This window comes from Chryseobacterium sp. SORGH_AS_0447, assembly GCF_030818695.1.
GTDB lineage: Bacteria > Bacteroidota > Bacteroidia > Flavobacteriales > Weeksellaceae > Chryseobacterium.
The window spans coordinates 2,587,257-2,613,403 of the sequence record NZ_JAUTAR010000001.1; the positions used below are offsets into that span (position 1 = coordinate 2,587,257).

General features: G+C 39.9%; 29 protein-coding genes. 24 read left to right on the forward strand and 5 right to left on the reverse strand.

Annotated features, from left to right (window positions below; translation table 11 throughout):
* Nucleotides 1-103 precede the first annotated feature (103 nt).
* The 13 genes from QE422_RS11930 to QE422_RS11990 all read left to right on the forward strand — a co-directional run bounded on the left by QE422_RS11930 (nucleotide 104) and on the right by QE422_RS11990 (nucleotide 11,370).
* A complete protein-coding gene (locus QE422_RS11930) occupies nucleotides 104-1,099 on the forward strand; it encodes a bile acid:sodium symporter (RefSeq protein WP_307458492.1) in 996 nt (331 codons plus the stop codon).
* Between the two features lie 59 nt (nucleotides 1,100-1,158).
* Nucleotides 1,159-1,827 carry an ABC transporter ATP-binding protein gene (locus tag QE422_RS11935; RefSeq protein ID WP_307458494.1) on the forward strand — a complete coding sequence of 223 codons (669 nt, stop codon included), beginning with the start codon at nucleotides 1,159-1,161 and terminating at the stop codon, nucleotides 1,825-1,827.
* 47 nt (nucleotides 1,828-1,874) lie between these two features.
* On the forward strand, nucleotides 1,875-2,420 hold the full coding sequence (locus QE422_RS11940) for a murein L,D-transpeptidase catalytic domain-containing protein (RefSeq protein WP_307458496.1): 546 nt from the start codon (nucleotides 1,875-1,877) through the stop codon (nucleotides 2,418-2,420).
* A 33-nt stretch (nucleotides 2,421-2,453) separates the two neighbouring features.
* A complete protein-coding gene (gene radC, locus QE422_RS11945) occupies nucleotides 2,454-3,131 on the forward strand; it encodes a DNA repair protein RadC (protein ID WP_307458498.1) in 678 nt (225 codons plus the stop codon).
* A complete protein-coding gene (locus QE422_RS11950) occupies nucleotides 3,128-3,994 on the forward strand; it encodes a hypothetical protein (RefSeq protein ID WP_307458501.1) in 867 nt (288 codons plus the stop codon). The genes radC and QE422_RS11950 overlap by 4 nt, the downstream gene beginning before the upstream one ends.
* A 68-nt stretch (nucleotides 3,995-4,062) precedes the next feature.
* Nucleotides 4,063-4,995, forward strand: coding sequence for a phytanoyl-CoA dioxygenase family protein (locus QE422_RS11955; protein ID WP_307458504.1), 933 nt, complete (start codon nucleotides 4,063-4,065; stop codon nucleotides 4,993-4,995).
* 144 nt (nucleotides 4,996-5,139) lie between these two features.
* A complete protein-coding gene (locus QE422_RS11960) occupies nucleotides 5,140-5,652 on the forward strand; it encodes a hypothetical protein (RefSeq protein ID WP_307458507.1) in 513 nt (170 codons plus the stop codon).
* A gap of 24 nt (nucleotides 5,653-5,676) precedes the next feature.
* A complete protein-coding gene (locus QE422_RS11965) occupies nucleotides 5,677-6,288 on the forward strand; it encodes an inorganic pyrophosphatase (RefSeq protein ID WP_307458512.1) in 612 nt (203 codons plus the stop codon).
* Nucleotides 6,289-6,510: 222 nt separating this feature from the next.
* Nucleotides 6,511-8,052 carry a 2,3-bisphosphoglycerate-independent phosphoglycerate mutase gene (gpmI, locus tag QE422_RS11970; RefSeq protein WP_307458514.1) on the forward strand — a complete coding sequence of 514 codons (1,542 nt, stop codon included), beginning with the start codon at nucleotides 6,511-6,513 and terminating at the stop codon, nucleotides 8,050-8,052.
* A gap of 142 nt (nucleotides 8,053-8,194) precedes the next feature.
* On the forward strand, nucleotides 8,195-9,175 hold the full coding sequence (locus QE422_RS11975) for an acyl-ACP desaturase (RefSeq protein WP_149245692.1): 981 nt from the start codon (nucleotides 8,195-8,197) through the stop codon (nucleotides 9,173-9,175).
* Nucleotides 9,176-9,266: 91 nt separating this feature from the next.
* On the forward strand, nucleotides 9,267-9,698 hold the full coding sequence (locus tag QE422_RS11980; protein WP_307458521.1) for a BT0820 family HAD-type phosphatase: 432 nt from the start codon (nucleotides 9,267-9,269) through the stop codon (nucleotides 9,696-9,698).
* Nucleotides 9,699-9,789: 91 nt separating this feature from the next.
* Nucleotides 9,790-10,599 carry a type I methionyl aminopeptidase gene (map, locus tag QE422_RS11985; RefSeq protein WP_307458523.1) on the forward strand — a complete coding sequence of 270 codons (810 nt, stop codon included), beginning with the start codon at nucleotides 9,790-9,792 and terminating at the stop codon, nucleotides 10,597-10,599.
* On the forward strand, nucleotides 10,600-11,370 hold the full coding sequence (locus QE422_RS11990) for a class I SAM-dependent methyltransferase (RefSeq protein WP_307458525.1): 771 nt from the start codon (nucleotides 10,600-10,602) through the stop codon (nucleotides 11,368-11,370). It begins immediately after the preceding gene.
* 49 nt (nucleotides 11,371-11,419) lie between these two features.
* Here the strand turns inward: QE422_RS11990 and QE422_RS11995 are convergent, their stop codons facing one another.
* The 3 genes from QE422_RS11995 to QE422_RS12005 form a co-directional block, all read right to left on the reverse strand.
* A complete protein-coding gene (locus tag QE422_RS11995) occupies nucleotides 11,420-12,133 on the reverse strand; it encodes a T9SS type A sorting domain-containing protein (protein ID WP_307458526.1) in 714 nt (237 codons plus the stop codon).
* Nucleotides 12,134-12,253: 120 nt separating this feature from the next.
* Complete coding sequence (locus QE422_RS12000) at nucleotides 12,254-12,583, reverse strand: multidrug efflux SMR transporter (RefSeq protein ID WP_307458529.1); 330 nt, start codon at nucleotides 12,581-12,583, stop codon at nucleotides 12,254-12,256.
* 129 nt (nucleotides 12,584-12,712) lie between these two features.
* The gene (locus tag QE422_RS12005; RefSeq protein ID WP_307462362.1) at nucleotides 12,713-13,276 is read right to left on the reverse strand and encodes a Crp/Fnr family transcriptional regulator; all 564 of its coding nucleotides are present in this window, start codon (nucleotides 13,274-13,276) and stop codon (nucleotides 12,713-12,715) included.
* A gap of 341 nt (nucleotides 13,277-13,617) precedes the next feature.
* Here QE422_RS12005 and QE422_RS12010 point away from each other — a divergent pair, with 341 nt between their 5' ends.
* The 8 genes from QE422_RS12010 (at nucleotide 13,618) to QE422_RS12045 (ending at nucleotide 23,410) form a co-directional block, all read left to right on the forward strand.
* Nucleotides 13,618-14,616 carry a LacI family DNA-binding transcriptional regulator gene (locus QE422_RS12010; protein WP_307458531.1) on the forward strand — a complete coding sequence of 333 codons (999 nt, stop codon included), beginning with the start codon at nucleotides 13,618-13,620 and terminating at the stop codon, nucleotides 14,614-14,616.
* Nucleotides 14,617-14,651: 35 nt separating this feature from the next.
* Complete coding sequence (locus QE422_RS12015) at nucleotides 14,652-15,557, forward strand: carbohydrate kinase (protein ID WP_307458534.1); 906 nt, start codon at nucleotides 14,652-14,654, stop codon at nucleotides 15,555-15,557.
* 138 nt (nucleotides 15,558-15,695) lie between these two features.
* Nucleotides 15,696-16,943 carry a sugar MFS transporter gene (locus QE422_RS12020; protein WP_307458537.1) on the forward strand — a complete coding sequence of 416 codons (1,248 nt, stop codon included), beginning with the start codon at nucleotides 15,696-15,698 and terminating at the stop codon, nucleotides 16,941-16,943.
* A gap of 6 nt (nucleotides 16,944-16,949) precedes the next feature.
* A complete protein-coding gene (locus QE422_RS12025; protein ID WP_307458538.1) occupies nucleotides 16,950-18,353 on the forward strand; it encodes a carbohydrate porin in 1,404 nt (467 codons plus the stop codon).
* 22 nt (nucleotides 18,354-18,375) lie between these two features.
* Nucleotides 18,376-19,218 (forward strand): sugar phosphate isomerase/epimerase, encoded by an 843-nt coding sequence (locus QE422_RS12030; RefSeq protein ID WP_307458541.1) that lies wholly within the window; start codon nucleotides 18,376-18,378, stop codon nucleotides 19,216-19,218.
* Between the two features lie 115 nt (nucleotides 19,219-19,333).
* A complete protein-coding gene (gene era, locus QE422_RS12035; protein ID WP_294283887.1) occupies nucleotides 19,334-20,209 on the forward strand; it encodes a GTPase Era in 876 nt (291 codons plus the stop codon).
* 67 nt (nucleotides 20,210-20,276) lie between these two features.
* A complete protein-coding gene (locus tag QE422_RS12040) occupies nucleotides 20,277-20,705 on the forward strand; it encodes a DoxX family protein (RefSeq protein ID WP_307458545.1) in 429 nt (142 codons plus the stop codon).
* A 302-nt stretch (nucleotides 20,706-21,007) separates the two neighbouring features.
* Entirely contained in the window at nucleotides 21,008-23,410 is a 2,403-nt protein-coding gene (locus QE422_RS12045) for a S9 family peptidase (RefSeq protein WP_307458548.1), read from the forward strand.
* Nucleotides 23,411-23,666: 256 nt separating this feature from the next.
* Here QE422_RS12045 and QE422_RS12050 read toward each other — a convergent pair whose 3' ends face one another.
* Nucleotides 23,667-24,356 (reverse strand): HAD family hydrolase, encoded by a 690-nt coding sequence (locus QE422_RS12050; RefSeq protein ID WP_307458551.1) that lies wholly within the window; start codon nucleotides 24,354-24,356, stop codon nucleotides 23,667-23,669.
* An 88-nt stretch (nucleotides 24,357-24,444) separates the two neighbouring features.
* Here QE422_RS12050 and QE422_RS12055 point away from each other — a divergent pair, with 88 nt between their 5' ends.
* The 3 genes from QE422_RS12055 to QE422_RS12065 are packed head-to-tail and all read left to right on the forward strand — an operon-like array spanning nucleotide 24,445 to nucleotide 25,582.
* Nucleotides 24,445-24,783 (forward strand): Crp/Fnr family transcriptional regulator, encoded by a 339-nt coding sequence (locus tag QE422_RS12055; protein WP_307458555.1) that lies wholly within the window; start codon nucleotides 24,445-24,447, stop codon nucleotides 24,781-24,783.
* Entirely contained in the window at nucleotides 24,683-25,024 is a 342-nt protein-coding gene (locus QE422_RS12060; RefSeq protein ID WP_307458556.1) for a helix-turn-helix domain-containing protein, read from the forward strand. The genes QE422_RS12055 and QE422_RS12060 overlap by 101 nt, the downstream gene beginning before the upstream one ends.
* Nucleotides 25,025-25,066: 42 nt before the next feature.
* Nucleotides 25,067-25,582 (forward strand): GNAT family N-acetyltransferase, encoded by a 516-nt coding sequence (locus QE422_RS12065; protein WP_307458558.1) that lies wholly within the window; start codon nucleotides 25,067-25,069, stop codon nucleotides 25,580-25,582.
* 50 nt (nucleotides 25,583-25,632) lie between these two features.
* Here the strand turns inward: QE422_RS12065 and QE422_RS12070 are convergent, their stop codons facing one another.
* Nucleotides 25,633-26,121 carry a hypothetical protein gene (locus QE422_RS12070; RefSeq protein ID WP_307458561.1) on the reverse strand — a complete coding sequence of 163 codons (489 nt, stop codon included), beginning with the start codon at nucleotides 26,119-26,121 and terminating at the stop codon, nucleotides 25,633-25,635.
* Between the last annotated feature and the right edge of the window lie 26 nt (nucleotides 26,122-26,147).

Genomic DNA, 26,147 nt, shown 5'->3' on the forward strand with positions numbered 1-26,147 from the left:
AAGTTTACCGGATTTCCGGTAAACTTTTTTGTTTTACTATTGTTTTAGCTTTTTTTGGCGGCATCATACCAGAAAATCGTCAAATCCTTCTTAACTTTAAATAATGAAGATTGGAAAACTAAAAATGGATAAGCAGAATATCTTTCTGCTGTTGCTGATTATCATGGTTATTGCCGGTAAAGCAATACCGTTCCGGAACGAATACAATCATTATTTTAACCTTTCTGCATTTATCGACTGGGGAATTGCTGCGATTTTTTTGCTGTACGGATTAAAGCTGAATATTAAAGAAATTGTAAAAGACATTTCCAACTGGAAGCTTCATCTTCTTGTACAATTGGGAACATTTGTGCTCTTCCCACTGCTGGTTATTCCTTTTTACGGGGTTGTAAAAGATTCGGCCTATTTTGTAACCTGGCTTTCTATATTTTTCCTGGCCAGCCTTCCTTCCACGGTATCTTCTTCGGTAGTGATGGTTTCTATTGCCAAGGGAAACGTTACTTCCGCTATTTTTAATGCTTCGATCTCCGGCATCATTGGTATTGTAATGACGCCGCTGCTGATGAGCCTGTTTATCCAGCCGGACCAGGGAAATATCAATAATTCTGAGATTATTCAGCAACTGTTGCTTAAAGTGCTGCTTCCTATTATTTTAGGTTTGTTGCTAAATCCTCTTTTCAAAAAGATCATCACAAAATATAGCAGGATCATCGCAGAATTTGATAAGCTGATCATTCTGCTGATCGTGTACGAAAGTTTTTCTGAAGCTTTTACCCAAAATGTATTTGCATCGGTTCCGCCTGTGGTATTTATTATCATTGCTTTAAGTGTGATAACGATGTTTTTCTCCGTTTATGAAATCCTGAAAAGAATTTGCGGAAAATTAAATTTCAAGAGAGAAGATACAATCACCGCTACTTTTTGCGGATCAAAAAAATCACTGGTTCATGGGAGTCTTTTCGTGATGGTATTGGGGATTCCGGAAGATCAGAAAGTATTATTCCTGCTTCCGGTGATGATCTATCACAGTTTTCAGCTGTTTTACGTAAGCTGGCTTGCCAACAGGATCGAGAAAACTTCTCGCCTAAGCAAAATATAAGCGCAAGAAATACCTGCTTATTGCTTTTGAGATTTAAATCAATTCACTATTTTTGAATCATGATTAAAGCAAGAAATATCCATAAGTTTTATGGGAATTTAGAAGTACTGAAAGGAGTCGATATCCATATCAAAACGGGCGAAGTGGTATCCATTGTCGGAGAATCCGGAGCAGGAAAATCCACGCTTCTGCAAATCCTGGGAACGTTGGATCAGCCGACGACTTCCGGTAAGTTCGATACGGAGATTTCAATTGCGGGAGAATCTTTTATCAATATGAATGATAAACAGCTTTCTAAATTCAGAAACCAGAACATCGGTTTCGTATTTCAGTTTCACCAGCTTCTTCCGGAATTTACCGCGCTGGAAAATGTACTCCTGCCGACTAAAATTGCAGGAGCAAATGAAAAAGAAGCGGTTGAAAAAGCTTATGCACTGTTCGAGGATTTGAAGATTGAACAAAGACTGCATCATAAACCGAATCAGCTGTCAGGAGGAGAAGCACAGCGGGTTGCTGTAGCCAGGGCTTTAATCAATTCTCCTAAGATTATTTTTGCTGATGAGCCGACCGGAAACCTGGATTCCAAAAACGCAGACGATCTTCACCGGCTTTTCTTCGATCTCAGGGACAAGTATAACCAGACTTTCGTGATCGTGACGCATAACCCCAATCTTGCAGAAATTACAGACCGGAAATTAGTGATGAAAGACGGACTTATTATCGAATAAACACAACACAAATGATGAAACCCTTTCTATTTTTTCTTTTATTTTTTATGACGAGTTCAAGATCTGAATCCTATGCTTCAGATTCCGCCCATGCTTTGCCAGCATCGAAAATTTCAGAAATTAAAAATTTTATTAAGGGAAAAAATTATAACCAGGACCTGGCGGTGTTTATCAATTTCAGGATTCATTCCGGTAAGTACAAGTATTTTTTGTACGATCTCAAAAACAATAAAATACTCCAAAAAGCTATTGTAGCCCACGGTGACGGTTCTGTTGTCAAAAATTCATCAGCACTGCAATTCAGTAATAGAGACGGTTCCCATCAGTCATCTTTAGGAAAATATGAAATTAAGGAAAGCTATACCGGAAAATTCGGAAAAGCTTACCGGTTGAATGGTTTGGATGCAACCAACAGCAATGCCAGATCAAGAGCTATTGTCCTTCATTCGTACTATTGTGTTCCCGATAAAGAATCTATTCAGCCTGCGTGCCTGAGTTTTGGATGTCCTATGCTTTCCAAGAATGCGTTTAAGGAAACGGCAAAATATATAGACCGTTCACCAAAAAACATAATCCTGTATGCATTTTATTAAACCGTTATTCTAAATTTAATTCTTTATTTACGCATGGCTATTAAATTTTTAGCTGAAGACGACAGACCCCGGGAAAAATTTTTACTGAAAGGGATAAATTCCCTCTCGGATTCCGAATTGCTGGCCATCATTTTAAGAAGTGGCAGCCGGGAAGAAACCGCCATCGAACTGGCGCGGAAAATCCTGAATTCGGTAAACCAAAGCTGGCATCAGCTCAGTCTCCTTTCCATAAAAGACCTTATGAAATTTAAGGGAGTAGGAGAAGTAAAAGCCATTGCAGTTGCTACTGCCCTTGAAATCGGCAGACGGAGAGCAGCACAGGAAATCCCCGAAAAGTCATCGATCACGTGCAGCAATGACGGATACCAGATTCTTAAAAAATATTTATCAGATATCCGAACGGAAGAATTCTGGGCCATATTTCTCAACCAAAATAACCGGGTGCTCCATTTTGCGCAGCTGACTCAGGGTGGAATCAATCAGTCGATTGTAGATGTGAGGGTTCTATTTAAAACGGCTTTGGATCATTTTTCAACAGGAATTATCGTAGCCCATAACCATCCCTCGGGCAATTTAAAGCCAAGCAATGAAGACATCGATATTACCCAAAAGATCAAAGAAGCCGGAAAAATACTGAATATTCAGCTGCTTGATCACCTGATTATCACCCAAAACTCCTATTTTAGTTTCTCAGACGACGGATTGTTATGATTAGAAGATTGAAGTACCATGAAATTGATTTTAAAAAGTATACTGCATGCCTTGAGAGTTCGGTACAGAAAAACTGGTATGCCCGAAAAGAAGTATTGGACCAGCTTTCCGGGAACTGGCATATTTTAGTGTACAAGGATTACGAGGCGGTAATGCCCATTCATCTAAAGAAAAAAATGGGAATTAATTTTGTTCATATGCCTCTTTTTTGTCAACAGCTGGGAATTTTTTCGAACACTGACGATCCAAAAATCAATACCGCATTTCTGAAATTTCTCAGAAAAAAATATAAAGTTTTTCTATATTCATTCAATGACTGTAATAAATTTGAAGAGAGCCTGGAAAAACGGAAAAATTACATCATTCCTGTTTCGGATTATCCATTGCTGAGAAGAAAAAAATATTTTAAAGGCCGGAAATCCACTGTTAAAATAGCACAGCACCTTAATTACAAAGAAGTTATTTTTAATACAGAATCACTGGAATTCATCAAGAATAATTTTAAAGGTTTGGTAAAAGAAGTAGAATGGCAGCGCTTAAAAATGTATATTACTTTTCTTGAGAAGGAGGGTTACCTGAAGCTTTGCGGGGCTTTCTCAGATGACGTACTGATTAATTTGGCATTAGTAATCATCGATGAAAAACAGCTTTCTCTTTTAAGCCTGATAAATAACGAGCAGTACAAACAAGAAAACGGATCTTCATTTCTTATTGATAAAATTCTTCAGCAGTACATCGACAGGAGATCCTTCAACTTCATGGGCAGCAATATCAGGGGAATAGAAGTCTTTTTTAAGAGTTTCGGTGCAGAGCTTCGTGAGTATTGTTTTATCGAAAACAAATTTCTGAAGAGATTTTCCTGACAAGATTAATTATTTAGATCTGTTCTAAATATTATTCGTAAATTTATCCTGTATTTTTGAAGTAATCCATGTTTAAACAGATCCGAAATTATAAGCTTCCTTATATCGTCTACAACTTTTTCAATAAAAAAAAGCTTAAGCACAATATTCCTTTATATAAAAAATATGGAATTCCTAAAAGTTATTTCTCAAGCATTTCCAGTAAAGATTTTGAACATCTTCCCACAACTGAGCGAAAAGTGGATTATGATAGGTTGAAAGAGACCAATTTCTATAAAAATCTTTCAGAGGAAAATCAACACAGTGCGGAAAATTTTGACGATCTGGGATATTTGATCTTACGAAATTATCTTACCGATGAAACAACCGATAAAATCAATGATGAGATCCATAAATTGATGACTGACGGTACGATTAAATTTCGTTATGGCGGTAAATTGATGTTCGCCATTCATCATTCGGAAATCATTAGAAATATTGGTGACAACAAAGATCTGCTGGATTTTCTTTCTATATTAATAGACGGCCAGGCAAAGCTTTTTCAAAGTATTAATTTCATTAATGGAAGCCAGCAGAAAACCCATTCTGATAGCATTCACATGACGACTTATCCGTTGGGTGGACTTCTTGGAGTTTGGATAGCTTTAGAAGATGTTGATGAAAATAACGGAGCCCTCCACTATATTCCTGGAAGCCATAAATTACCTTATTTTCTTAACTCTGAATACGATAATGAAGGCGATGCTTTCAGGATTGGTAAAAAGAGTTATAAAGCCTATGAAGAATTTCTCGAAGGAAAAGTAAGGGAATTGGGTTTAAAAAAAGAAATTTTCAGAGCAAAAAAAGGAGATCTTCTGATCTGGCATGCCAATATTCTGCACGGTGGTGAACCGCATTTAGATAAATCAAGGACAAGAAAAAGTCTGGTTTACCATTATTTCGATGAAAACAGCGTGTGCTATCATGAAGTCACTCAGCGCCCGGCACTTTTTGAATTGTAATTATTTCGCTACAAAAAAAGATTGCATTCATCATAGTATTCAATGTCTTAGAGCATTTATTATCAGTGTAAAATTTGCGGTATTTAAATTCTGAAAAATGATGTAGAAATATGCAAATAATTACTAATTTTGCTACCTCAAATTATGACTAGTTTTTCAGGATATTTACCCTATGCTTTTGCATTGATCATTGCAATTCCTTTTTTGGTATTGCTACGACAATTTGTATTCACTTACATTAAACTTAAAGAGCAGGAAATCAGGCTGCTTTCCGTAAAATCGAATTCAGAGAATAAAACACAGTCTTACGAAAGGATGACCTTATTTATGGAAAGACTAAAACCTTCCAACCTGATCCAGCGATTCGATAAAGGTTTGGCCGCCCACGAATTTATTTTCCTTACTGAAAAGGCAATCAATGAAGAATTCGATTATAATGCTTCCCAACAGCTTTATATCACTAAAAATTCGTGGCAAAACATTGTCGATTCAAAGAATGCAGTGATCGCGCTGCTTCACAAAACGTACCAGGAAAGTAATGGAAACATCACTCTTGATGAATTCAAAACCATTCTTCTGATGAATTACATGGAAGGAGAAGATTACATTTCCATGACAATCGAAGATTTAAGAAAAGAGATTTTAATAATAGCTTAACTAAAAAATAAAAAATTTAAATAAATGATTCCAAATTTTAAAGCACATCCATGGCACGGAATTTCTGCAGGAGAAGATGCGCCGAATGTTGTAAACGTTTTCGTGGAGATCGTTCCTTCAGACACTATTAAATACGAAGTAGATAAAGAAACAGGATTTTTGAAGGTAGACCGTCCTCAGAAATTCTCTAATATTATTCCGGCTCTTTACGGATTTGTCCCTAGAACGTATTGCGATACTGCGGTCATGAACCTTGCTGTTGAAAGAGGAGCGACAGATGTTACTATGGGAGACCATGATCCGCTTGATATCTGTGTATTGAGTTCTCACAACATCCACGCCGGTGGTCTTTTGATGGAGGCTATTCCAATCGGTGGCTTTAAAATGATCGACGGAGGAGAAGCAGACGATAAAATTGTTGCAGTAATGATCGGTGACCACGCTTTCGGACATTTCAGAGATATTGCTGAACTTCCTGAAGCAGAAGTGAAACGATTAATGCACTACTTCCTGACATACAAAAACTTACCGGATGAGCCTGCAAAATGCAGAATTCAGGAAGTATATGGTGCCGAACATGCAAAAACGGTAATCAAGGCATCTCAGGAAGATTATCTGAACAATTACGGAGGATAATACATCTTTCTGTTATATAGGATTAAAAGGATAAGTGGAATTTTCATTTATCCTTTTTCTTTTCGTATCGATGTTAAATAATTCTAGCAGGAAAAGCGGAGAAACATCCGCAAAATAGAAGCAATCACCGGCTGATAAAGTAATTTTAAATAAATTTTAAGTCCGTAGGTTCTTCGGTTTATTTCAAAATAAATAAATTTGTAGTACAAAAGTTTATACAAAATGTCAAAAAAAGCAATATTAGCGATCCTTGACGGATGGGGACTGGGAACAAATCCTGACGTTTCAGCACTGGATAAGGCAAACACACCTTTTATCGATAGCTGTCTTAAAAATTTTCCACATACCACACTTGAAGCCAGCGGACTTGCGGTAGGCCTGCCTGCCGGACAGATGGGGAATTCCGAAGTAGGGCATATGAACCTGGGAGCGGGAAGAGTAGTGTACCAGAACCTCGTAAAGCTGAATATGGCAGTAGAAAACGGTTCCTTAGGACAGCAGAAGACCATTCAGGATGCTTTTGATTATGCTAAAAAAGAAAATAAAAAAGTACATTTCATCGGCTTGGTTTCCGATGGAGGAGTACATTCACATATCAACCATTTAAAAGGCCTCTTAACGGCTGCCCATGAATCCGGGCTACACGAAAATGTTTTTGTACATGCTTTTACGGATGGGCGCGATTGTGATCCGCACTCGGGAAAAGGATTTATCGAAGATCTTCAGGACCATATGGAAAAAACCGTCGGAAAACTGGCGACGGTAGTCGGAAGATATTATGCGATGGATCGTGACAAAAGATGGGAGCGTGTAAAAATTGCCTACGACGCGATGGTAGAAGGTGTAGGAGCGCAGACAACAAATGCCCTTTTGGAAATTCAAAAGTCGTATGATGAGAATATTACCGATGAATTCATGAAACCGATTATCATGATCGATTCCACTGCCATAGGAAATGTTGTACCGGTGGCTAAAATCAATGATCATGATGTGGTGATTTGCTTCAATTTCCGTACAGACCGTGGCCGTGAAATTACCGAGGTGCTTACCCAGCACGACAACCCGGAATATTTTATGAGAAAACTGCCGTTGTACTATGTCACCTTAACTAATTACGATAAAACGTTCCAGAATGTCCATGTGGTTTTTGATGAAGAAGTTTTGCATGAAACGATGGGAGAAATCCTGGAAAGAAACCATAAGACGCAGATCAGAATTGCAGAAACGGAAAAATATCCTCACGTAACCTTTTTCTTTTCCGGGGGAAGAGAAGAGCCTTTTAACGGAGAAAAAAGACTGCTTTGCCCGAGCCCGAAAGATGTTCCAACCTACGATCTGAAGCCTGAAATGTCAGCTTATGACATTACCAATGCCATTGTACCGGAACTGGAACATGAAACGGCGGATTTTGTATGTCTGAATTTTGCCAATACCGATATGGTGGGCCACACAGGGGTTTTCGAAGCAGCAGTAAAAGCAGCGGAAACCGTAGATAAATGTATTGAAAAAGTAGCAACTACAGCTTACGAACATGGATATGCCGTTTTTATCCTGGCAGACCACGGAAACTCCGACGTGATGATCAATGCGGATGGATCGCCGAATACACAGCACTCTACCAACCTGGTACCTTTCATTGTGATGGATAAAGACAACACCTGGAATCTTAAACCAGGAAAATTAGGAGATGTAGCGCCTACAATTCTAAAAGTAATGGGGGTAGAAATACCGGAAGTAATGAACGGAGATATCCTGGTAAGCTAAAATATAATAATATAAAGCAATAAGTGCCGTTATGATATTCATAGCGGCATTTTTTATGACGAATATCAGAAGAATTAACATAATATTATGTCTTAAATAATATAGAAAGCTTTAACTTTGTGGTTTAATCTAAATTCTAAAAATGTATCAACAGCTCGTAAGAAAAGAAGTAATGGGAATCTTGGAAAAGGAAGTCGGTTCTTTTCTGGATAAATTTTTAACGCCGATTGAAAAAATCTGGCAGCCTTCCGATTATCTTCCTGATCCTTCCAGCGAGAACTTCAAATACGATTTAGAAGAAATCCAGACGTTCGCAAGAGAAATGCCGTACGATCTTTTCGTAACACTTATCGGCGACTGTATTACGGAGGAAGCTTTGCCTTCTTACGAATCATGGCTGATGGGAGTAGACGGTGTAGATCAGGAACAGAAAGAAATCGGCTGGGCCAACTGGGTGAGAGCCTGGACCGCTGAGGAAAACAGACACGGAGACCTTTTAAGCAAGTACCTCTATCTGTGCGGAAGAGTAAATATGCGGGAAGTTGAAGTAACTACCCAATATCTGATCAACGACGGTTTTGATCTGGGTACCAGCATGGACCCTTACCGAAACTTCGTTTACACCAGCTTCCAAGAAACTGCGACCAACATTTCCCACAGAAGGGTAGGTACATTGGCTAAGCAGTGCGGAAACGGAAAGCTGGCGAAAATGTGCGGGGTGATTGCTGCCGATGAAGCGAGACACGCAAAAGCATATAAACATTTTGTTGCCAAAATTCTAGAAATCGATCCATCCGAAATGATTCTTGCATTCGAAGACATGATGCGTAAAAAAATCGTTATGCCGGCACACATGATGAGACAGTCCGGACAGAAAGCTGGAGAGCTTTGGGGTCATTTTTCTGACGCCGCACAGCGATGCATGGTCTACACCGGACAGGATTACATCAACATTATGAAAGAGCTATTGGATGAATGGAAAATCGAACATGTAAAAGGACTGAATGAAAAAGCGGAAAAAGCACAGGAATACCTGATGAAACTTCCGGCAAGACTTCAGAAAATTACAGACCGTATTTCAACACCTGATCTGCAGTTCCAGTTCAACTGGGTGAAGAGCTAATTTTAAAATGATAATTAAATAATAAAGTTGAGAGTGCTGGGTATTCAGCACTCTTTTATTTTTGTATCTTTGCGTTTCAAAAATATTCAATATGATGAATAACAAAAAGATTGCTGTAGACTTCGACGGAACCATTGTTGACGATGCTTATCCGTCCATCGGCAAACCAAAGATTTTCGCTTTTGAAACCCTGAGAAGACTTCAGGCCGAAGGATACAGACTGATTTTATGGACTTACAGACACGGCAAAACCCTTGATGAAGCCGTAGAATTCTGCAAAAAAAACGGGATTGAATTTTATGCCGTTAATTCAAGCTTTGAAGGAGAAGTTTTTGATTCCGCTACCCAATCCAGAAAGCTGGATGCAGACTGGTTTATCGACGACCGTAACCTGGGCGGTTTTCCGGGATGGGGAGAAATCTACAACATTATCCAGGAAAGAATCGAATTCAGGGTAGAAGGAAAAGAAGTCCTTGCGTATTCCAAGCTAAAAAAAGAAAAGAAAAAAGGATTATTCTGGTAAAAATAATCTCATAATGTATCAGTGTAACAATGTATTAATTTTTTAATTCGTTATCGTTACATTGGTAGATGTATAAATTGTTACGTTATTTATGATTCAGTTAAAGACAATAGACGAATTGCGTCTTATGAAGCAGAGTGCCCAACTGGTTTCCAGAACGCTGGGAATGCTGGCTAAAGAAATCAAGCCGGGAATTACTACTCTGTATTTAGATAAATTAGCCCACGATTTTATTAAAGATCATGGTGCTGAGCCTGCATTTTTAGGATACGGAGGTTTTCCGTATTCGCTTTGTATCTCTCCAAACGAGCAGGTAGTACACGGTTTTCCAAGCAAAGAAGAAATAAAGGAAGGTGATGTGCTTTCTGTAGACTGTGGCGCTGTTTTGAACGGTTTTGTCGGAGACCACGCCTATACTTTCGAAATCGGTGAAGTAAAGCCGGAGACCAAAAAGCTGCTGAAAGTTGCCAAAGAATCTTTATACAAAGGAATTGAACAATGTGTAAGAGGAAAAAGGATTGGTGATATTTCACATGCGATCCAGGCGCACTGCGAAAAAGAAGGCTATGGGGTCGTAAGAGAGCTTGTAGGCCACGGAGTAGGAAGGCAGATGCATGAAGACCCTCAGGTTCCGAACTACGGAAGACAGGGAAGCGGAAAAGTCATCAAAGATGGTTTGACAATCGCTATTGAACCGATGATCAACCTAGGCACCGAAAAAGTGAAATTCCATAATGACGGATGGACAGTAACTACCTTGGATAATCAGCCTTCAGCCCATTTTGAGCATGATGTGGCGGTAATCAACGGAAAACCGGTACTGCTTTCAACATTCCAATATATTTATGATGCATTGGGAATTGCGAGCGATGAAGAAAAAGCGTTCCAACTGGATTTTTAAATGAAAAAAATCACTAAACTTTTACTGAATAAAATTCCCCGTCCGGTGCTGATCAAAATGAGTATCTGGGCGCGGCCGCTTATTTATCAGTTTTTTAAAGGCGATAAGTTTATTGATCCTATTGATGGGAAATCATATCGAAAATTCCTCCCGTACGGATACGGAAGCCAGCGGGAAAATGCTTTGTCTCCGGGAACATTGAGCCTGGAAAGACACCGCCAGATGTGGCTGTACCTTCAGAACGAAACTGATTTTTTCATTAAAAATTATAAAGTTCTACACATCGCTCCCGAACAGGAATTTTTAAGAAAGTTCAAAAGGATGCGAAATCTGGACTACATTTCCGCAGATCTCTATTCTCCAATTGTCGATGTAAAAGCAGATATTCTGAACCTGCCTTTTGCCGACGAAAGTTTTGATATTGTATTCTGCAACCATGTGCTGGAACATATTGAAGATGACGCGAAAGCAATGAGTGAATTGTACAGGATTCTTAGACCGGGAGGCTGGGGAATCGTACAGGTTCCGATGAAAAATGCACTGGAGAAAACCTATGAAGATTTCACGATTAAAGATCCCAAAGAGCGCCAGAAACATTTCGGGCAGTACGACCATGTCCGCTGGTACGGAATGGACTATTTCGAACGTCTGAAAAAAGCGGGATTTGAAACTGATATCAACTTTTATTCACAAACTTTTTCCGAAGAAGAAATTAAAAAATACGGGCTGAGAAAAAATGAAATTCTGCCTGTGATCTATAAGAAAAATTAAAAACCGTCTCCTTTTCGGAGACGGTTTTTGTTTGTATAGACATTTGTAATTATTCCTTGATGAACTTGTAGGGTTTTTTGTTGTGAATGATCAGCATATATTGTCCTGCTGCAAAATTTTGCGTATCAACCTGGACTTTGTTATCAGCAGTCTTTCCTTCATATATTTTTTGACCTAGCATATTGAAAATCTGTATCGAAAGATTATTTTCAATATTTTCTACTATTAGACGTTCTTTTACGGGATTGACGAAAGTTACGAAATCGTTTTTACCTTCAGTTTCTTTTGTTCCCAAAAATATATTGCTGTTGTTGTAAAACACTTTATTTCCATTGGAAGGATTGGTGATAATTAAAGTTTTGCCTGAACTGTTTGCTACGATTTCATATTCAAAAGTACTTCCTAGGGCAGGATATATATAAAAGTCTGTATGTTGCTGATCAAAGCTGTTCACAGCTGAAGCGTTATTACCTCCGTACATAGCTAATGTGCATGCGGAACTCATTTTAGTAAATGTATTTACCCCGGTAAAGGTGGTTGCGATCTGGCAGCTGTTAAAATATCTGGAATTAAATGCATAACCGCTTCCCGGAGACGGATAGGTTGTAAATTCCGATTGTGAAAGAGTAATACTCATTGCTGGCGTTGTTACCGTTTGTCCTGCAGTTACAATTTTGGAAATATACCAGTTGTTGGTAAATAATTCAGAATTTTGAGCAAATAAAAATCCACCCGCAAATAAAAGAAAGAAAGTTTTTTTCATGATTATAATTTTTCACAAATATAAGGAAAAAACAATCAAAAAACCGTTTTCAGCAGGTGAAAACGGCTTCGCTATAAAGCATTTAACAAGATTAAATTAATAGGTGTATATGTTTTTTATTTAGTGAGGCGATACTGCTTTTAGTCCGATCACCGAACCGATTAAGGTAACAATAAAAAATATTCTCCAGAACGTTACCGGATCTTTAAAAAAGAAAATTCCCATCAGTGCAGTTCCCACGGCACCGATTCCCGTCCAGACGGCATATGCGGTTCCGATTGGAAGCGTTTGGGTAGCTTTGATCAGCAGCAGCATGCTTACCGTAAGAGAGATCAGAAACCCGGCAAACCACAGGTACATGGCAGTTCCACTTGTTTCTTTTACTTTTCCGAGACATGAGGCAAAAGCAACCTCAAACAGACCGGCAACAACCAGGATCATCCAATTCATTTGTTCTGACTTTTCTCCTGCAAAGGTCAGGATTTAATAAGAATTAAAATTTTACAATTGTTAAAAAAGAAAAAAATCAGCATAAAACCCTTAAAACATTGAAATTCTAAAACACTCCAACCCTCCAACTCATTTCATCTCCGCCCGGATCCTGCTCAGGCTCACCTGCGTAATTCCCAAATAAGAAGCGATGTGTCCCAGCTGAACACGTTTTAAAAGATCAGGCTTGTCACGCATCAGGTCTTTATACCGTTCCAGAGCAGTTTTGAACTGTCTGGAAATAATCAGTTCCTCGGTTTTTACCAGTTCGCGTTCGGCAAATTTCCGGCCCCAGTTGGCGATATGAATATCTTCGTGATATAATTTTTTCAGATTTTCGGTTTTCAGCTTATACATTTCGCACGGCTCCAGCAATTCTATATTCTCATAACCCGGATTGTTTTCCACATAGCTTTTCATCGAGACCACCGGTTCGCCTTCACTTCCGAACCAGAAAGTAATGTCTTTCTCCTCTGCAGAGGCATAAGCACGGACAATTCCTGTTTTTACAAAATAGACATACGGAACAAATTTACCGGCTTCCATCAGACAGAAATTCTTAGGATAAGATACTTCCTTAATAGATTCTTTTAGGCTGATTTTCGACGACTCGGGAAGAGGGTAGATGCGGTCCAGAATTTCATCAATGCTCATTTTTGATTTGGTCATATCTCAAAAATATTAGTTTTCCCGCTTTCTTTGAAGATAATATTCGTCAATTTTAAAATTATTTTAAAAAATTATTAAAATATTTAAGGATAAACGTTTAACCAAAATTAGAACTAATGATAAGCGGGCTGTTCATATTAAATTAACAATAAATTTAAATTTGAATATCATGTATTTTTAATGTGATGATAATTAGTGCTTTACCGCTTAATTTGAACTAAATTAAAAAAAGCGCGAAAGTACAATAAATTTCCTATCCGTTCCAAAAAATAGGGCTATTGTTTTATATGTTTTTTATGAAATATTTTTGCTGTGAAAATAACTGTATGAAAAGAGCTTCCATTAAAGACATAGCCAGAATTGCCGGTGTTTCCGTGGCAACGGTATCCTATGTCCTGAACAGAAAAGAAGGAAGCCGGATCAGCGATGCTACGAAAGAGAAAATTCTTGAAGTCGCCCGATCCATCAATTACACCCCCAACAAGATCGCCAAAAGCTTAAAGATGAGCAAAAGTAAGCTCATCGGTCTTATCGTTGCCGATATTTCCAATGATTTTTATTCCAACATCGCCCGTAATATTGAAGATGAGGCGATGAAGCTCGGCTATACACTCCTGATCGGAAGCTGCGATGAAAATCCCGAAAAGTTTAAAAAACTGACGGAACTTTTTTCCGAACAGCAGGTCGACGGAATGATCGTTGCGCCGGTGGTGGATTCCGATGAAGCCATTCTGAAACTGATCGCCGAAGAATATCCGATTGTTACCATCGACCGTTATCTGAAAAATGTAAGCCTTCCCGGTGTGATGATCAATAATGCAGAAATTTCAGCCCATGTCTGTGACCAGCTTACTGAAAAGAATTTTGATGAAATTATTTATGTGGGCTACGATACCGAACTTCCGCACCTGCTCGACAGGCAGGAGGGATTTGAGGAAAGGATTAAAAAATCGGGTATTCCACTGAAAAGTGTCCTGATCGGTATCCAAAATATCACGGAAGAAATAACCGATAGGCTCAACGAAAATCTGGATCTTAAAAAAAGAACCGCAATTTATTTTTCCAGCAACAAGCTGGGAATTGCCGGACTCAGATACCTGAACGACCACCAGATCCGGGTGCCGGAAAATGTGTCCGTAATTGCGTTTGATGAAACTGAAGCCTATCATCTTTTCCCGACCGATATCAGCTTTATTCAGCAGCCGCTCATCGATATGGCTAAAGAATCCGTAAAGCTTCTGGACGCACAGATCAATAATTATACTCCTGACGGAGAAAGAATAACGCTCCAAGCAAAATATATGGAACGCAATTCTGTAAAATAAAAAATTTTTAAATATTTAATTAAACGTTTAACCTTATGATAAATAATAAAGAGTCGTATGTCGTATGCTTTGGAGAAGTGCTTTGGGATATTTTTCCTGAAGGTTCCAGAGCAGGAGGAGCACCTTTCAATGCAGCTTACAATATCCACAAAATGGGTACCGATGTAAAAATGCTGAGCAGGATCGGGAATGATGAGTTGGGGCACAAACTGGAAGATAAAATTAAAAGCTGGGGCATCACCACAGAATACATCCAGATTGACGATGAGAAACCGACCAGTACGGTGCTGGCAAAAATCGATCAGCATAATGAAGCGTCTTACGAAATCATCAACCATGTGGCATGGGATTATATCGAGTTTCTGCCAGAACATAAAGAACTTGTTTCCAACGCGGAGGCATTTGTCTTCGGAAGCCTTTCTGCAAGAAACGAAAAGACAAGAGAAACGCTTCTTCAGTTGCTTGAGTATGCAAAACTTAAAATCTTTGACGTTAATTTCAGACCGCCTTTTATTGACGTTGAACTCATTAAAACGCTGCTACATAAAGCAGACATCGTAAAGATGAACAAAGCGGAAATGCGTGAAATTATGGCCTATTTCGGGGAAGAGTACAGAAGCGAAGACGAAAGCGCTGCATTTATCCGGAATCATTTTAATATCAAGGAAATCGTTCTGACGAAAGGCAGCAAAGGCGCTAGATATTTTTTCGGAAACCATAACTACGGATTTGAGGCGGTGCCGATTACGATTGCAGATACGGTAGGAAGCGGAGATGCTTTTCTATCAGGATTTATTTCAAAAAGAATCAAAGGGGCCAGTGCGGAGGAAATTATGAATCAGGCTATTTCGCTGGGTGCTTTTATTACTTCTAAAGCAGGGGCATGTCCCGATTACGATTATGCTGAATTCGATCAGTTCAGGATCGTTCATACTATTTAAAACAGCGTAAGTCCGGTATAAATAAAATTTCTCTTTATACATTTTCAGAAAACAGAAGCTATTCTTCTAAAGTTATACCGGACCTGCGCTACTTATATTCTATTTCATCATTTACTTTTAATCTGTAAAAACATACTTATGAAATCGGCAAAATTTACCGAAAAGAAGTACCTTGTCGTACTGGCTTTTGTAACTTCATTGTTTTTTTTCTGGGCTATTGCCCTTACGATGGGTGACGTTCTGAACAAGCATTTCCAGAATGTCCTTCATATTTCCAAATCCAAATCCGGGCTGGTACAGCTGTCTATTTTCGGAGCCTATGCGCTCATGGGAATTCCTGCCGGGCTTTTCATGAAAAAGTTCGGTTACAAAATGGGCGTTATTCTGGGCCTTACCTTATTTGCAGGAGGATGTTTTCTCTTTGTTCCGGCAGCCAATATGGCTTCTTTCGATTTTTTCCGGGTAGCGCTTTTCATCCTCGCTTTGGGAATGGCAACCCTGGAAACCGTAGCACACCCTTTCGTGGCTTCGTTAGGCGATGAAAGAACAAGCGACCAACGGGTTAACTTTGCACAGTCCTTCAACGGATTGGGCGCCATTGTAGGCCCTTTGCTCGGCGGATTTTTCATCTTTAGCGGAACCGGAGGAGATCAGTCCCTGGATTCTGTAAAAACGCTGTATACCTGGATCGGAATCGTGGTGCTGGTTTTGGTGGTTATTTTCGCCTTTATTAAAGTTCCGGACCTGAAGGATCCTCATGCAGAAGAAACCGAAATCCTCGAACATGCTACCGGGGAAGATCACCATCATGATATCGTAAATGCAGACGCACCGCTCTGGAAGCAGAGACATTTTGTATTTGCCGTTATCGCACAGTTTTTCAATATTGCGGCACAGGGTGGTACATGGGCGTTTTTCATCAATTACGGCGTAGAAAAAATGCACCTTCAGGAAACACAGGCTTCGTACTACTTTTCACTGAGTATGGCCATGATGATGGTCGGAAGATTCATAGGAACCTTCTTAATGAGATATATTGCTCCGAATAAAGTGCTGGCGATTTTTACAGCCTGTAACATTGTCCTTTGCCTAATTATTTCTCAAAGTTTCGGATGGGTTTCCTTTATCAGTTTAATTCTGCTCAACTTATTCCTGAGCGTGATGTATCCTACCATTTTTAGTTTAGGCTTAAAAAAATTAGGCGGAAAGGTTCACCAGGCTTCATCTTTCCTGGTAATGGCGATGTTTGGTGGTGCATTCTTTACACCGATTATGGGGAAAATAGCTGAAACGGATGTTGCGCACGCTTATCTTTTACCGATTATCTGTTATGCAATAATCATTGTATTTGCTGTAAAACTTTATAAACCGAAAACATTAAAGTAAGCATCAATGATGAAAAATACCTATGTAAAAAGTTGCCTGCTGTTGCTGATGATTTTCAGTAAGGCAACTTTTGCCCAGATCGTTATTACCAACCAGAAGTTTTCATTCGGGACCACGGGAAGAATCGGGGCCGGCTATTCCCCGAATGCAGACGGCAGAACAGGTAGGCAATTGAATCTGAATAATCAGGGATCTCTGGGAGGAAGAATGGACCAGGGCGACTATGTGGATTTTCTGCCGGCTTTTCATTTCACGCCGGTGGTGGGCGACAGTGCAAAGAAAACAAAGATCGATATGCAGGCCAGGCTGAGTTTTTATTCCGGAGGAACTTTTCTGGGTAATGTAGATACCAAATCGAACCAGGGAATGATCGTCGCTTTGCCGGAAGCATTTGTAGAAGCGAGGAATATTATGGGAAGCGACTGGGATGTCTGGGCCGGATCCCGGTGGCTGCGTTTCGATGATGTGCATATCGCGGATTATTTTTATTTTGACGACCATTCTTCAACGGGTTGGGGAGTACGGCATAAAAACACCCGGTTTTCGATGTTCTTCCCTGCGGCTATCGATACGGCAGCCAGCAATTCGACACCGTACTCTTACACCAATGTCATCAGCGGAGGGAAAAATCTGATCTACCGGCAGCGTGAAGTTTTTGTGCTGGAACAGACGATTCCTTTTAAGAACAACGACCACAAGGTAAAATTACTTGGTGAATTCCATACCGTAGACAAATCCGGAAAAAATTCGGTGGAGCAATATCCGGCGGATCACGGCTGGGTGCTGGGTGCAAAATTAAGTTCGACCCTTAAAACAAGGCTGCCCGGTTCTTTCAACCAGATTTCTTTCCGTTACGGATCAGGAATTGCCAATGGCGGAGACAGCGGAAATACCCAGACCTGGAGAACCTACGGTGCTCCCAATGAAAAAGGAACCTACAGAAGTGCCTATTCTTTTACTGCCGTTGAACATATTCTACTCAATCTTTCCAGCCGGTGGTCCCTGAACGGTTATGCCGTTTACACCCGAAGCAAGGGAGGTGCAGACAGCGACAAGGCCATCGATTATTACAAAAGAGATATTTTTAATAAAAAATCCGAATTCAATACCGGGGTGCGGGCTACGTATTACTTCAACAACTGGTTCCACATCGTTTCGGAACTCCATTATGCCCAAAGAAAAGACGGCAGCCAGGATCCGGCATCAATGGTAAAACTCGTACTGGCTCCGACCATCGTTCCGACCGCCGAAAGAAGCGTCTGGGCGAGACCGCACATCCGGTTTATTGCTGAGGTATCAAGATATAACGATCAGGCGATGAACACTCTGTATTCACCGTTTCTCCATCAGTCGGGAGCGAAAAGATTCGGAACCTATTTAGGGGTAAGAACAGAATGGTGGGTATTTTAAAAATAAAAAATAAATAGTACATATGAAGATAAAATTCGGGGCATCGCTTCTTTCATGGATCACTCCGATATGGAATCCTGAAGCCGGAAAATATGCCATTGAAAAAACCGCCGGGGCAGGTTTCGATCTTATCGAGATTCTGCTTCCGCCATCGATGGAATTTAATGCAAAAGAAGTGAAGAAACAGCTCAAAGACCATCAGCTTGATGTAGTCTGCTCATTAAATCTTCCAAGAGAAGCGCATATTGCGTTTCACCCGGAAGCTGCCGAAAGGTTAATAAAACAGGCCATTGATAAAACATCCGAGCTGGAAACCGACTTTCTGGGTGGTGTTCTTCACGGCGGCATTGGTGTTTTTTCGGGAAATCCTTTAACGGAAAATGAATCGGAAATTATTGCCGAAGTCTGGAGCCGTGTGGCAGATTATGCTAAAGAAAAAGGCGTAAACATCGGAATTGAACCGATCAACCGATATGAAACGTATGTCTGCAATACCGCAGGGAATGTTTTGGATTTAATTGGAAAAACAGGAAAAGACAACCTGTTTCTTCACCTGGATACCTTCCACATGAATATCGAGGAAAATAATTTTTATGATCCGGTTATTCTTGCCGGAAAAAAACTGAAGCATATTCACATGACGGAATCCCACCGCGGAATGCTGGGAGAAGGGACCGTAAACTGGGACGAGCTGTTCGCCGCTTTGAAGGAAATTGATTTTGAAGGCAATCTTGTTCTTGAAAACTTTTCATCTTCCATACCGGGAATGCAGCAGATGGTTTCCTTATGGCAGAAATCTCCGCATCCTGCCGACGAGCTCGCCGCAGGGAGCCTTCAGTTTATGAAGAACCGTTGTGGTATGTAAGTACAGATATTAAAAGCCTTTCCCAATTTTAGGAAAGGCTTTTTACTTTAAATCTTCCGGAGAAGCCGAAAGACCGGTTTAGTTTTATTAACTTTGCATTTCTTAATATTATTTTATGCATAAAGCAGGATTTGTAAATATCGTCGGAAAGCCAAATGCCGGAAAATCTACCTTGTTGAACCAACTGATGGGGGAGAAGCTGGCTATTGTTACCCAAAAGGCTCAGACCACACGCCACAGGATTTTTGGAATTTATAACGAAGAAGACCTGCAGATCGTGTTTTCCGATACCCCGGGAGTGCTGGATCCTAAGTACGGATTACAGGAAAAGATGATGGATTTTGTAAAAGATTCTTTACAGGATGCAGACGTTTTTCTATTTATCGTAGATGTTACCGATAAAGCTGAACCTTCCGAATTTTTAATCGATAAACTGAATAAAATTCCGGTACCTGTTTTATTGTTGTTGAATAAAGTAGACCAGACCAACCAGGAAGGACTTGAAAAGCTGGTGGAAACCTGGCATGAAAGGATTCCGAAAGCGGAGATTCTTCCTATTTCGGCGCTGAATGCCTTTAATACCGATATTATCCTTCCAAAAATAAAATCGCTATTACCGGAAAACCCTCCGTATTACGATAAAGACCAGTATACGGACAAGCCCGAAAGATTTTTCGTAAACGAAGCCATCCGTGAGAAAATTTTATTGAATTACGAAAAGGAAATTCCTTATTCGGTAGAAGTTGTTACCGAGCAGTTCAAAGAGAAAGAAGGGATAATTTTCATTGATTCTATTATCTACGTAGAAAGAGATACCCAAAAAGGGATCATCATCGGCCATAAAGGGGAAGCCATTAAAAAAGTAGGGACAGAATCTAGAATGGACCTGGAAAAGTTCTTCAACAAAAAAATTCACCTCAACCTTTTCGTAAAGGTGAAAAAAGACTGGAGAAAAAATGACCGGGACCTGAAAAATTTCGGATACCGATAGACTAAAAACGACTGAAAACCCGTTCTATTAAAAGATTTTTATTATCTTTAATCTAAATCCTTTTGTAATGAACTATACGAGCGCAACAAATTCTGATTCGGTTGTAAAAGATATTTCTTTATTGGTGGTGCGGATATTTATCGGTTTTGCCATGCTTTCCCACGGATTTCCCAAACTGCAAATGCTCATCGACGGAAATCGTGATTTCTTCGATTTTCTGGGAATGGGTCCGCGGTTGTCTTTGGGACTGACGGTATTTGCTGAATTTGTATGTTCCATCTTTCTGATTTTAGGACTTTTCTCCAGAATAGCCATCGGGTTTCTGATGTTCAGCATGATCATTGCCGGATTCGTAGTGCATGGAGCGGATCCTTTTGCAAAGCAGGAACTGAGCTTGGTATATCTTTCCGTTTATCTTCTGCTGATGGTGTTCGGCGTCGGGAAAGTTTCCGTAGATTACATGATAGAAAAAAGGAAAAGAGCCAACGACTGGTAAATCAATTTAAAATATAAGTTATAACAAAAGAGTGGTAAATTTTACCGCTCTTTTTGTTGCCTAAAACTTTTTTATCTGTTCTTTTTGCTAATTTAAAATAGTATAAAAAGGAAAATGTAAATTGTTATCATTTGCTGAATGAAATGCCTTTGCGAACGAAGAATCTATGTTATTTTAAATAAAACTTTCTTTTGCATCGATAGCGTTTAACATCTAATCCTCTTAACGCTGATTAAAGCCCAAACCCATTGCCTTTTGCTATCGTAATAAAATTCATTAAATTCGTACAAATCGAATTTGTTATGAAAATAAAGTTAACCATATGCCTTCTTGCGTTTCTCAACTTTTACGATGCACAGGAAAGTATCACTTATCAGAAACCCTCTGCGGAGATTCTGAAGCTGGCGGATTATGAACGGCCTCCGGGGGTCTTGATGAACAGCAAAAAAGACTGGATCGTTTTCACGTACCGTCCGACCTACAAAACACTGGAAGATCTGAGCCAGCAGGAGATGAAGCTGGGAGGGCTGAGAATAAATCCGGTAACCAATATCTCAAGCACGTCGACGTATTCGAATAATCTGAAAGTAAGAAAGCTGAATGATAGAACAGAAGTTCAGGTTAAGAATTTACCAGCCAACCCTAAAATTACCTATACCTCATTTTCACCGGATGAAAAGAAACTGGCATTCACCAATACTACCAATAAAGGTGTCGAATTGTGGATTGTCGATCTTGAGACAGCTACTGCCAGGAAGATTACATCCGATAATTTAAATGCAAACCTTGGAAGTCCTTACGTATGGTACAAAGACTCCCAGCATCTGCTGATTAAAACCCTTCCCCAAAACAGAGGAACTTTAATTGATGCCAGCAAAGACCTTCCAACTGGCCCGATTGTATCGACCGCCGACGGAAAAGTGTCGCAGAACCGGACCTATCAGGACCTCCTGAAAAATCCACAGGATGAAAAGAACTTTGAAATACTGACGGCTTCCGAGATCTATAACGTAGATCTTAACGGCAGTGTAAAAAAAGTAAAGGATCAGGATCTGTATTCCGGGCTGAGCTTTTCGCCGGACGGAAGCTACCTGATGGCCACTACGATTAAAAAACCGTTCTCGTATATTGTTCCGCTCAGCAGGTTCCCGATGACGACAACCGTCTATGATATGAATGGGAATGCAGTAAAAGTTGTGAATGAAATTCCGCTGAATGAAATTATGCCGAAAGGCTTTTCTTCCGTACGTACCGGAAAAAGGGATATGGGCTGGAGAAGCGATATGCCGGCAACTTTGGTCTATACCGAAGCACTGGACGGCGGAGATCAGTCAAAGCAGGCGGAATACAGGGATGAGGTTTTTACCTGGGAAGCTCCTTTCAACAGTCCACCGAAATCCTTTTTCAAAACAAAGCAGCGGTATGAAAATGTAAGCTGGACGAATGACCACTACGCCATCGTTTCGGAAGGATGGTACGATACGAGAAATACAAAATCTTATCTGGTAGACCTGAACAGCGGTGAATCGAAAGTAATCGAAGACCGAAACTTTCAAGATATCTACAGTGATCCGGGGTATTTCAACACGACCAAAAACCAGTACGGCAGGACCGTCGTTGATATGAAGGGCGGGAAATCTTACCTCATCGGAGCAGGATTCACCAAAGACGGACAGCATCCTTTCCTGGATGAGGTGGATATGAAAACGCTGAAGAAAAAGAGGCTTTATACGTCCAATCTTAAAAATGCCAAGGAAGAAATCATTGATATTCTGAATCCATCAAAAGGAGAGGTGCTTACGATTCAACAGTCGTCCAGCCAGTACCCGAATTATTTTAAAAAGAACATAAAATCCAATAAAGCAGAGGCGGTGACCAGTTTTGCCAATCCGTTCGAAAGCATCAAAGATGTTTACAAGGAAGTAATTACGTACAAGAGAAATGACGGGGTAACTTTAACGGGAACGCTTTATCTTCCGGCCAACTATGACCGTAAGGCAAAAACCGAAAAGCTTCCGTTGCTGATCTGGGCATATCCGACCGAATATAAAGACAAGAACACGGCCGGACAGAACAACCAGAACCCGAATGATTTTACATTCCCTTCTTACGGTTCTTTTGTTTACTGGACGGCAAAAGGGTATGCCGTTCTGGATGATGCCGCATTCCCGATCATCGGGGAAGGAAAAACAGAACCGAACGATACCTTTATTCCGCAGTTGGTTGCCAACGCAGAAGCCGCAATTAACGCAGTGGATCAGTTAGGTTATATCGACCGGAAAAAAGTGGCTGTAGGCGGCCATTCTTACGGCGCATTTATGACGGCCAACCTGTTGACGCATTCTAAGCTGTTTGCCTGTGGAATTGCCAGAAGCGGGGCTTATAACCGGACTCTGACGCCATTCGGTTTCCAGAGCGAACAGAGAAACTACTGGGATGTTCCGGAAATTTACAATACGATGTCCCCCTTTATGAATGCCGACAAGATGAAAACGCCTTTGCTGCTGATTCACGGTGATGCCGATAACAACCCCGGAACTTTCACCTTACAGACCGAGCGGTATTTCCAGGCGCTGAAAAACCTGGGAGCTCCGGTAAAGATGGTTCTGCTGCCTAAGGAAGCCCACGGATATGCCGCCAAAGAAAATATCCTGCATGTACTTTGGGAACAGGACCAGTTCCTTGAGAAATGTCTAAAAAAATAAATTTTAAAACCCGTTCTTTTGAGCGGGTTTTTGCTTGTTAAAGAAATTTAGTGTAAAACTAAACATCAAGTTTGTCATTGACTACGTCGAATCTTCGATTTCCATAGGAATCCATACACAAATCTTTCCATGTGCTTTTAGAACTATAGTTAGGGTCCCTGCGGGAATGACAATCGGAGCGTTTATTGGATTGTGCGGGAATGTTTAATTACATGAAACAGAGCAGGAATAAAACCTAAAATGTCTCATCACCAGATTAAACATAATTTAAAACCTCTTTAATATTTTTAAATTCCAAAAAACGGTCATGCTCCAGTTGAACGTCATGCTGTTCGTGTGTCCAGGTGACATGGTACGGAATATGCCCGGCAAAGCCGCCGATTTCCAATACCGGTAAAATATCCGATTTAATGGAGTTTCCAAGCATTAAAAAGTGCTCCGGCTTACAGTCCAGATGCTTTAATAATTTTTGGTAATCACTTTCCTTTTTATCACTCATGATTTCAATATGATGAAAATAATCCTGTAATCCTGATTTTCTGAGCTTTCTTTCCTGGTCCAGCAGATCACCCTTTGTTGTTACCACCAGCCGGTATTTTCCTTTAAGACGTTCCAGTGTTTCAGGTACTCCGTCCAGAAGTTCGACCGGTTTCAACAGCAGTTCATGACCGATTTTAATAGCATTACTGATAAGCTCTAAGGAAGCGGCTGAATTTGAAATCCGGCAAACGGTTTCCACCATACACAGCATAAATCCTTTGATCCCATATCCGTACAGATGCAGATTCTGCATTTCCGTTTTAAACAGTTCCTGGGAAACGGAATGTTGCGGAAGATAGTCTTCCAGCAATGCGCAGAATTTATTTTCTGCTTCCTGAAAATAAGGTTCGTTGACCCAAAGGGTATCGTCGGCGTCGAATGCTATTGTTGTTATCGAATTATTCATATTGTATTTACTTAAGTTTTTGTATTTTTCCCCGGTAAAATTCAGTATAAATAATAAACCAGAAAAGGACATTTGTCCCAACCGAGATATGTTACGTACCAATCAGACATTTTTCGATTATTTGGAGCAGCTTTATACCCGGCAGGATCATAAAGGCAATATTGTATTGAAATCATTTGAAAAAGGAGATAAGATACTGACCCAGAATGAGATTTCCACAAAGATCATGTTAATTAAAACCGGTATTACCAAATGCTACTTCGTGGAAGAAAATGATAAGGAATATATTGTTGAATTTCTCGGAAAAGGCGAGATCATCGGTGAAATTGAAGTTATTAAAAATGTGCCGTGCCTTTGCAGCATCGAGGCCATTACGGAAGTTACCGTTTATTCCATGTCTATCCCTTACTTCTCAGTCGCTTATTAAAAATGATCTGTCGCTGAATAATTTACTGCTTGATGTTTTCGCCGAAAGGATCGTCAATACCTCAAGCCGGGCTTCCTATCAGCAGCTTCATACTACAGAACATACGCTGTCCCAGCTTCTGGAAGTGAAGTCCAGGGAAATGGAAATTTCCAAAGAAGATATGGCCGCTTATCTTGGTATTACGGTAAGGAGCCTGAACCGGGCACTGAAAGAACTGCAGGAAAACAATTCCGAAGAATAGGGTATAGGCAGCAGAAAAATCTTCGCGTATCTTTGCAGAAATATGCTGACATCAATGGAAGAACTGAAATTCAGGAATGCAACACCGGAAGATTTACCGAAGATCGTAGAGATTTATAATTCCACCATTCCCTCAAGAATGGTTACCGCCGATACGGAAGATATTACCGTGGAAAGCAGGATCCGGTGGTTTCACGAGCATACCCCTGAACGAAGGCCGCTTTGGCTGGTTGAGGATCAGCAGGACAACGTATTGGGATGGGTCAGCTTTTCTTCATTTTACGGAAGGCCGGCCTATAACGGAACGGTAGAGTTGAGCATTTATATGGCAGAAAACTCCCGCGGAAAAGGCTACGGAAAAAAAGTCCTTCAACATTGTATTGATAACGCGCCTAAGTTTGATGTGAAAACTTTATTGGGATTTATCTTTCTGCATAATGAACCCAGCCTGAAATTATTCCGCCATTTCGGTTTTGAAGACTGGGGTGTCTTTCCGGATGTCGCTGTGCTGGATGGGGTGGAGAGGACTTTGGTTATTTTGGGGAAAAGGGTAGGGTAATTTATTATCGATGTATAATTGAAAGACTAGTTTTCACTAATTTCAAAGATTTAATCAACTTTATATTGAATATAAACAATCTGATTTCTCCATGACTTTAAAATTTTACTAATCTGAATTAAATCTCTGTTTTTATTCAAAATTTTAATTCCATTGTAAATAGGATAATTTGTAACATCTAAATCATATTTTTCGAAAACCTGTTTGTATCGGTCTGTTTTTGAAGTAACATAGTCCGAAAGAGCAAGAATTAATATAACATCTTGCAAAAGATCATAAAATTGCTCAGGGCTTTCATCCTCATTACACAAATCTGTAGCGCTTGATATAATATAAGTTTCAAAAGCCAAAACAGCTAATCTGTAAATTGTTTCACACTCATGCTTCTCATCCATTGTACCATACCAATCAATGCATAATTCAGAACCATATAAATGTTCAATACCATTATTTAAACCTTCAACAATGTTTTCTAATCTAGAAAAAGAAGGATCAAAAGATAATACCAAGCTTCTTAATTCACGATTTGTTAGATCCATCCAGTACAATATTAATAGACAAATTT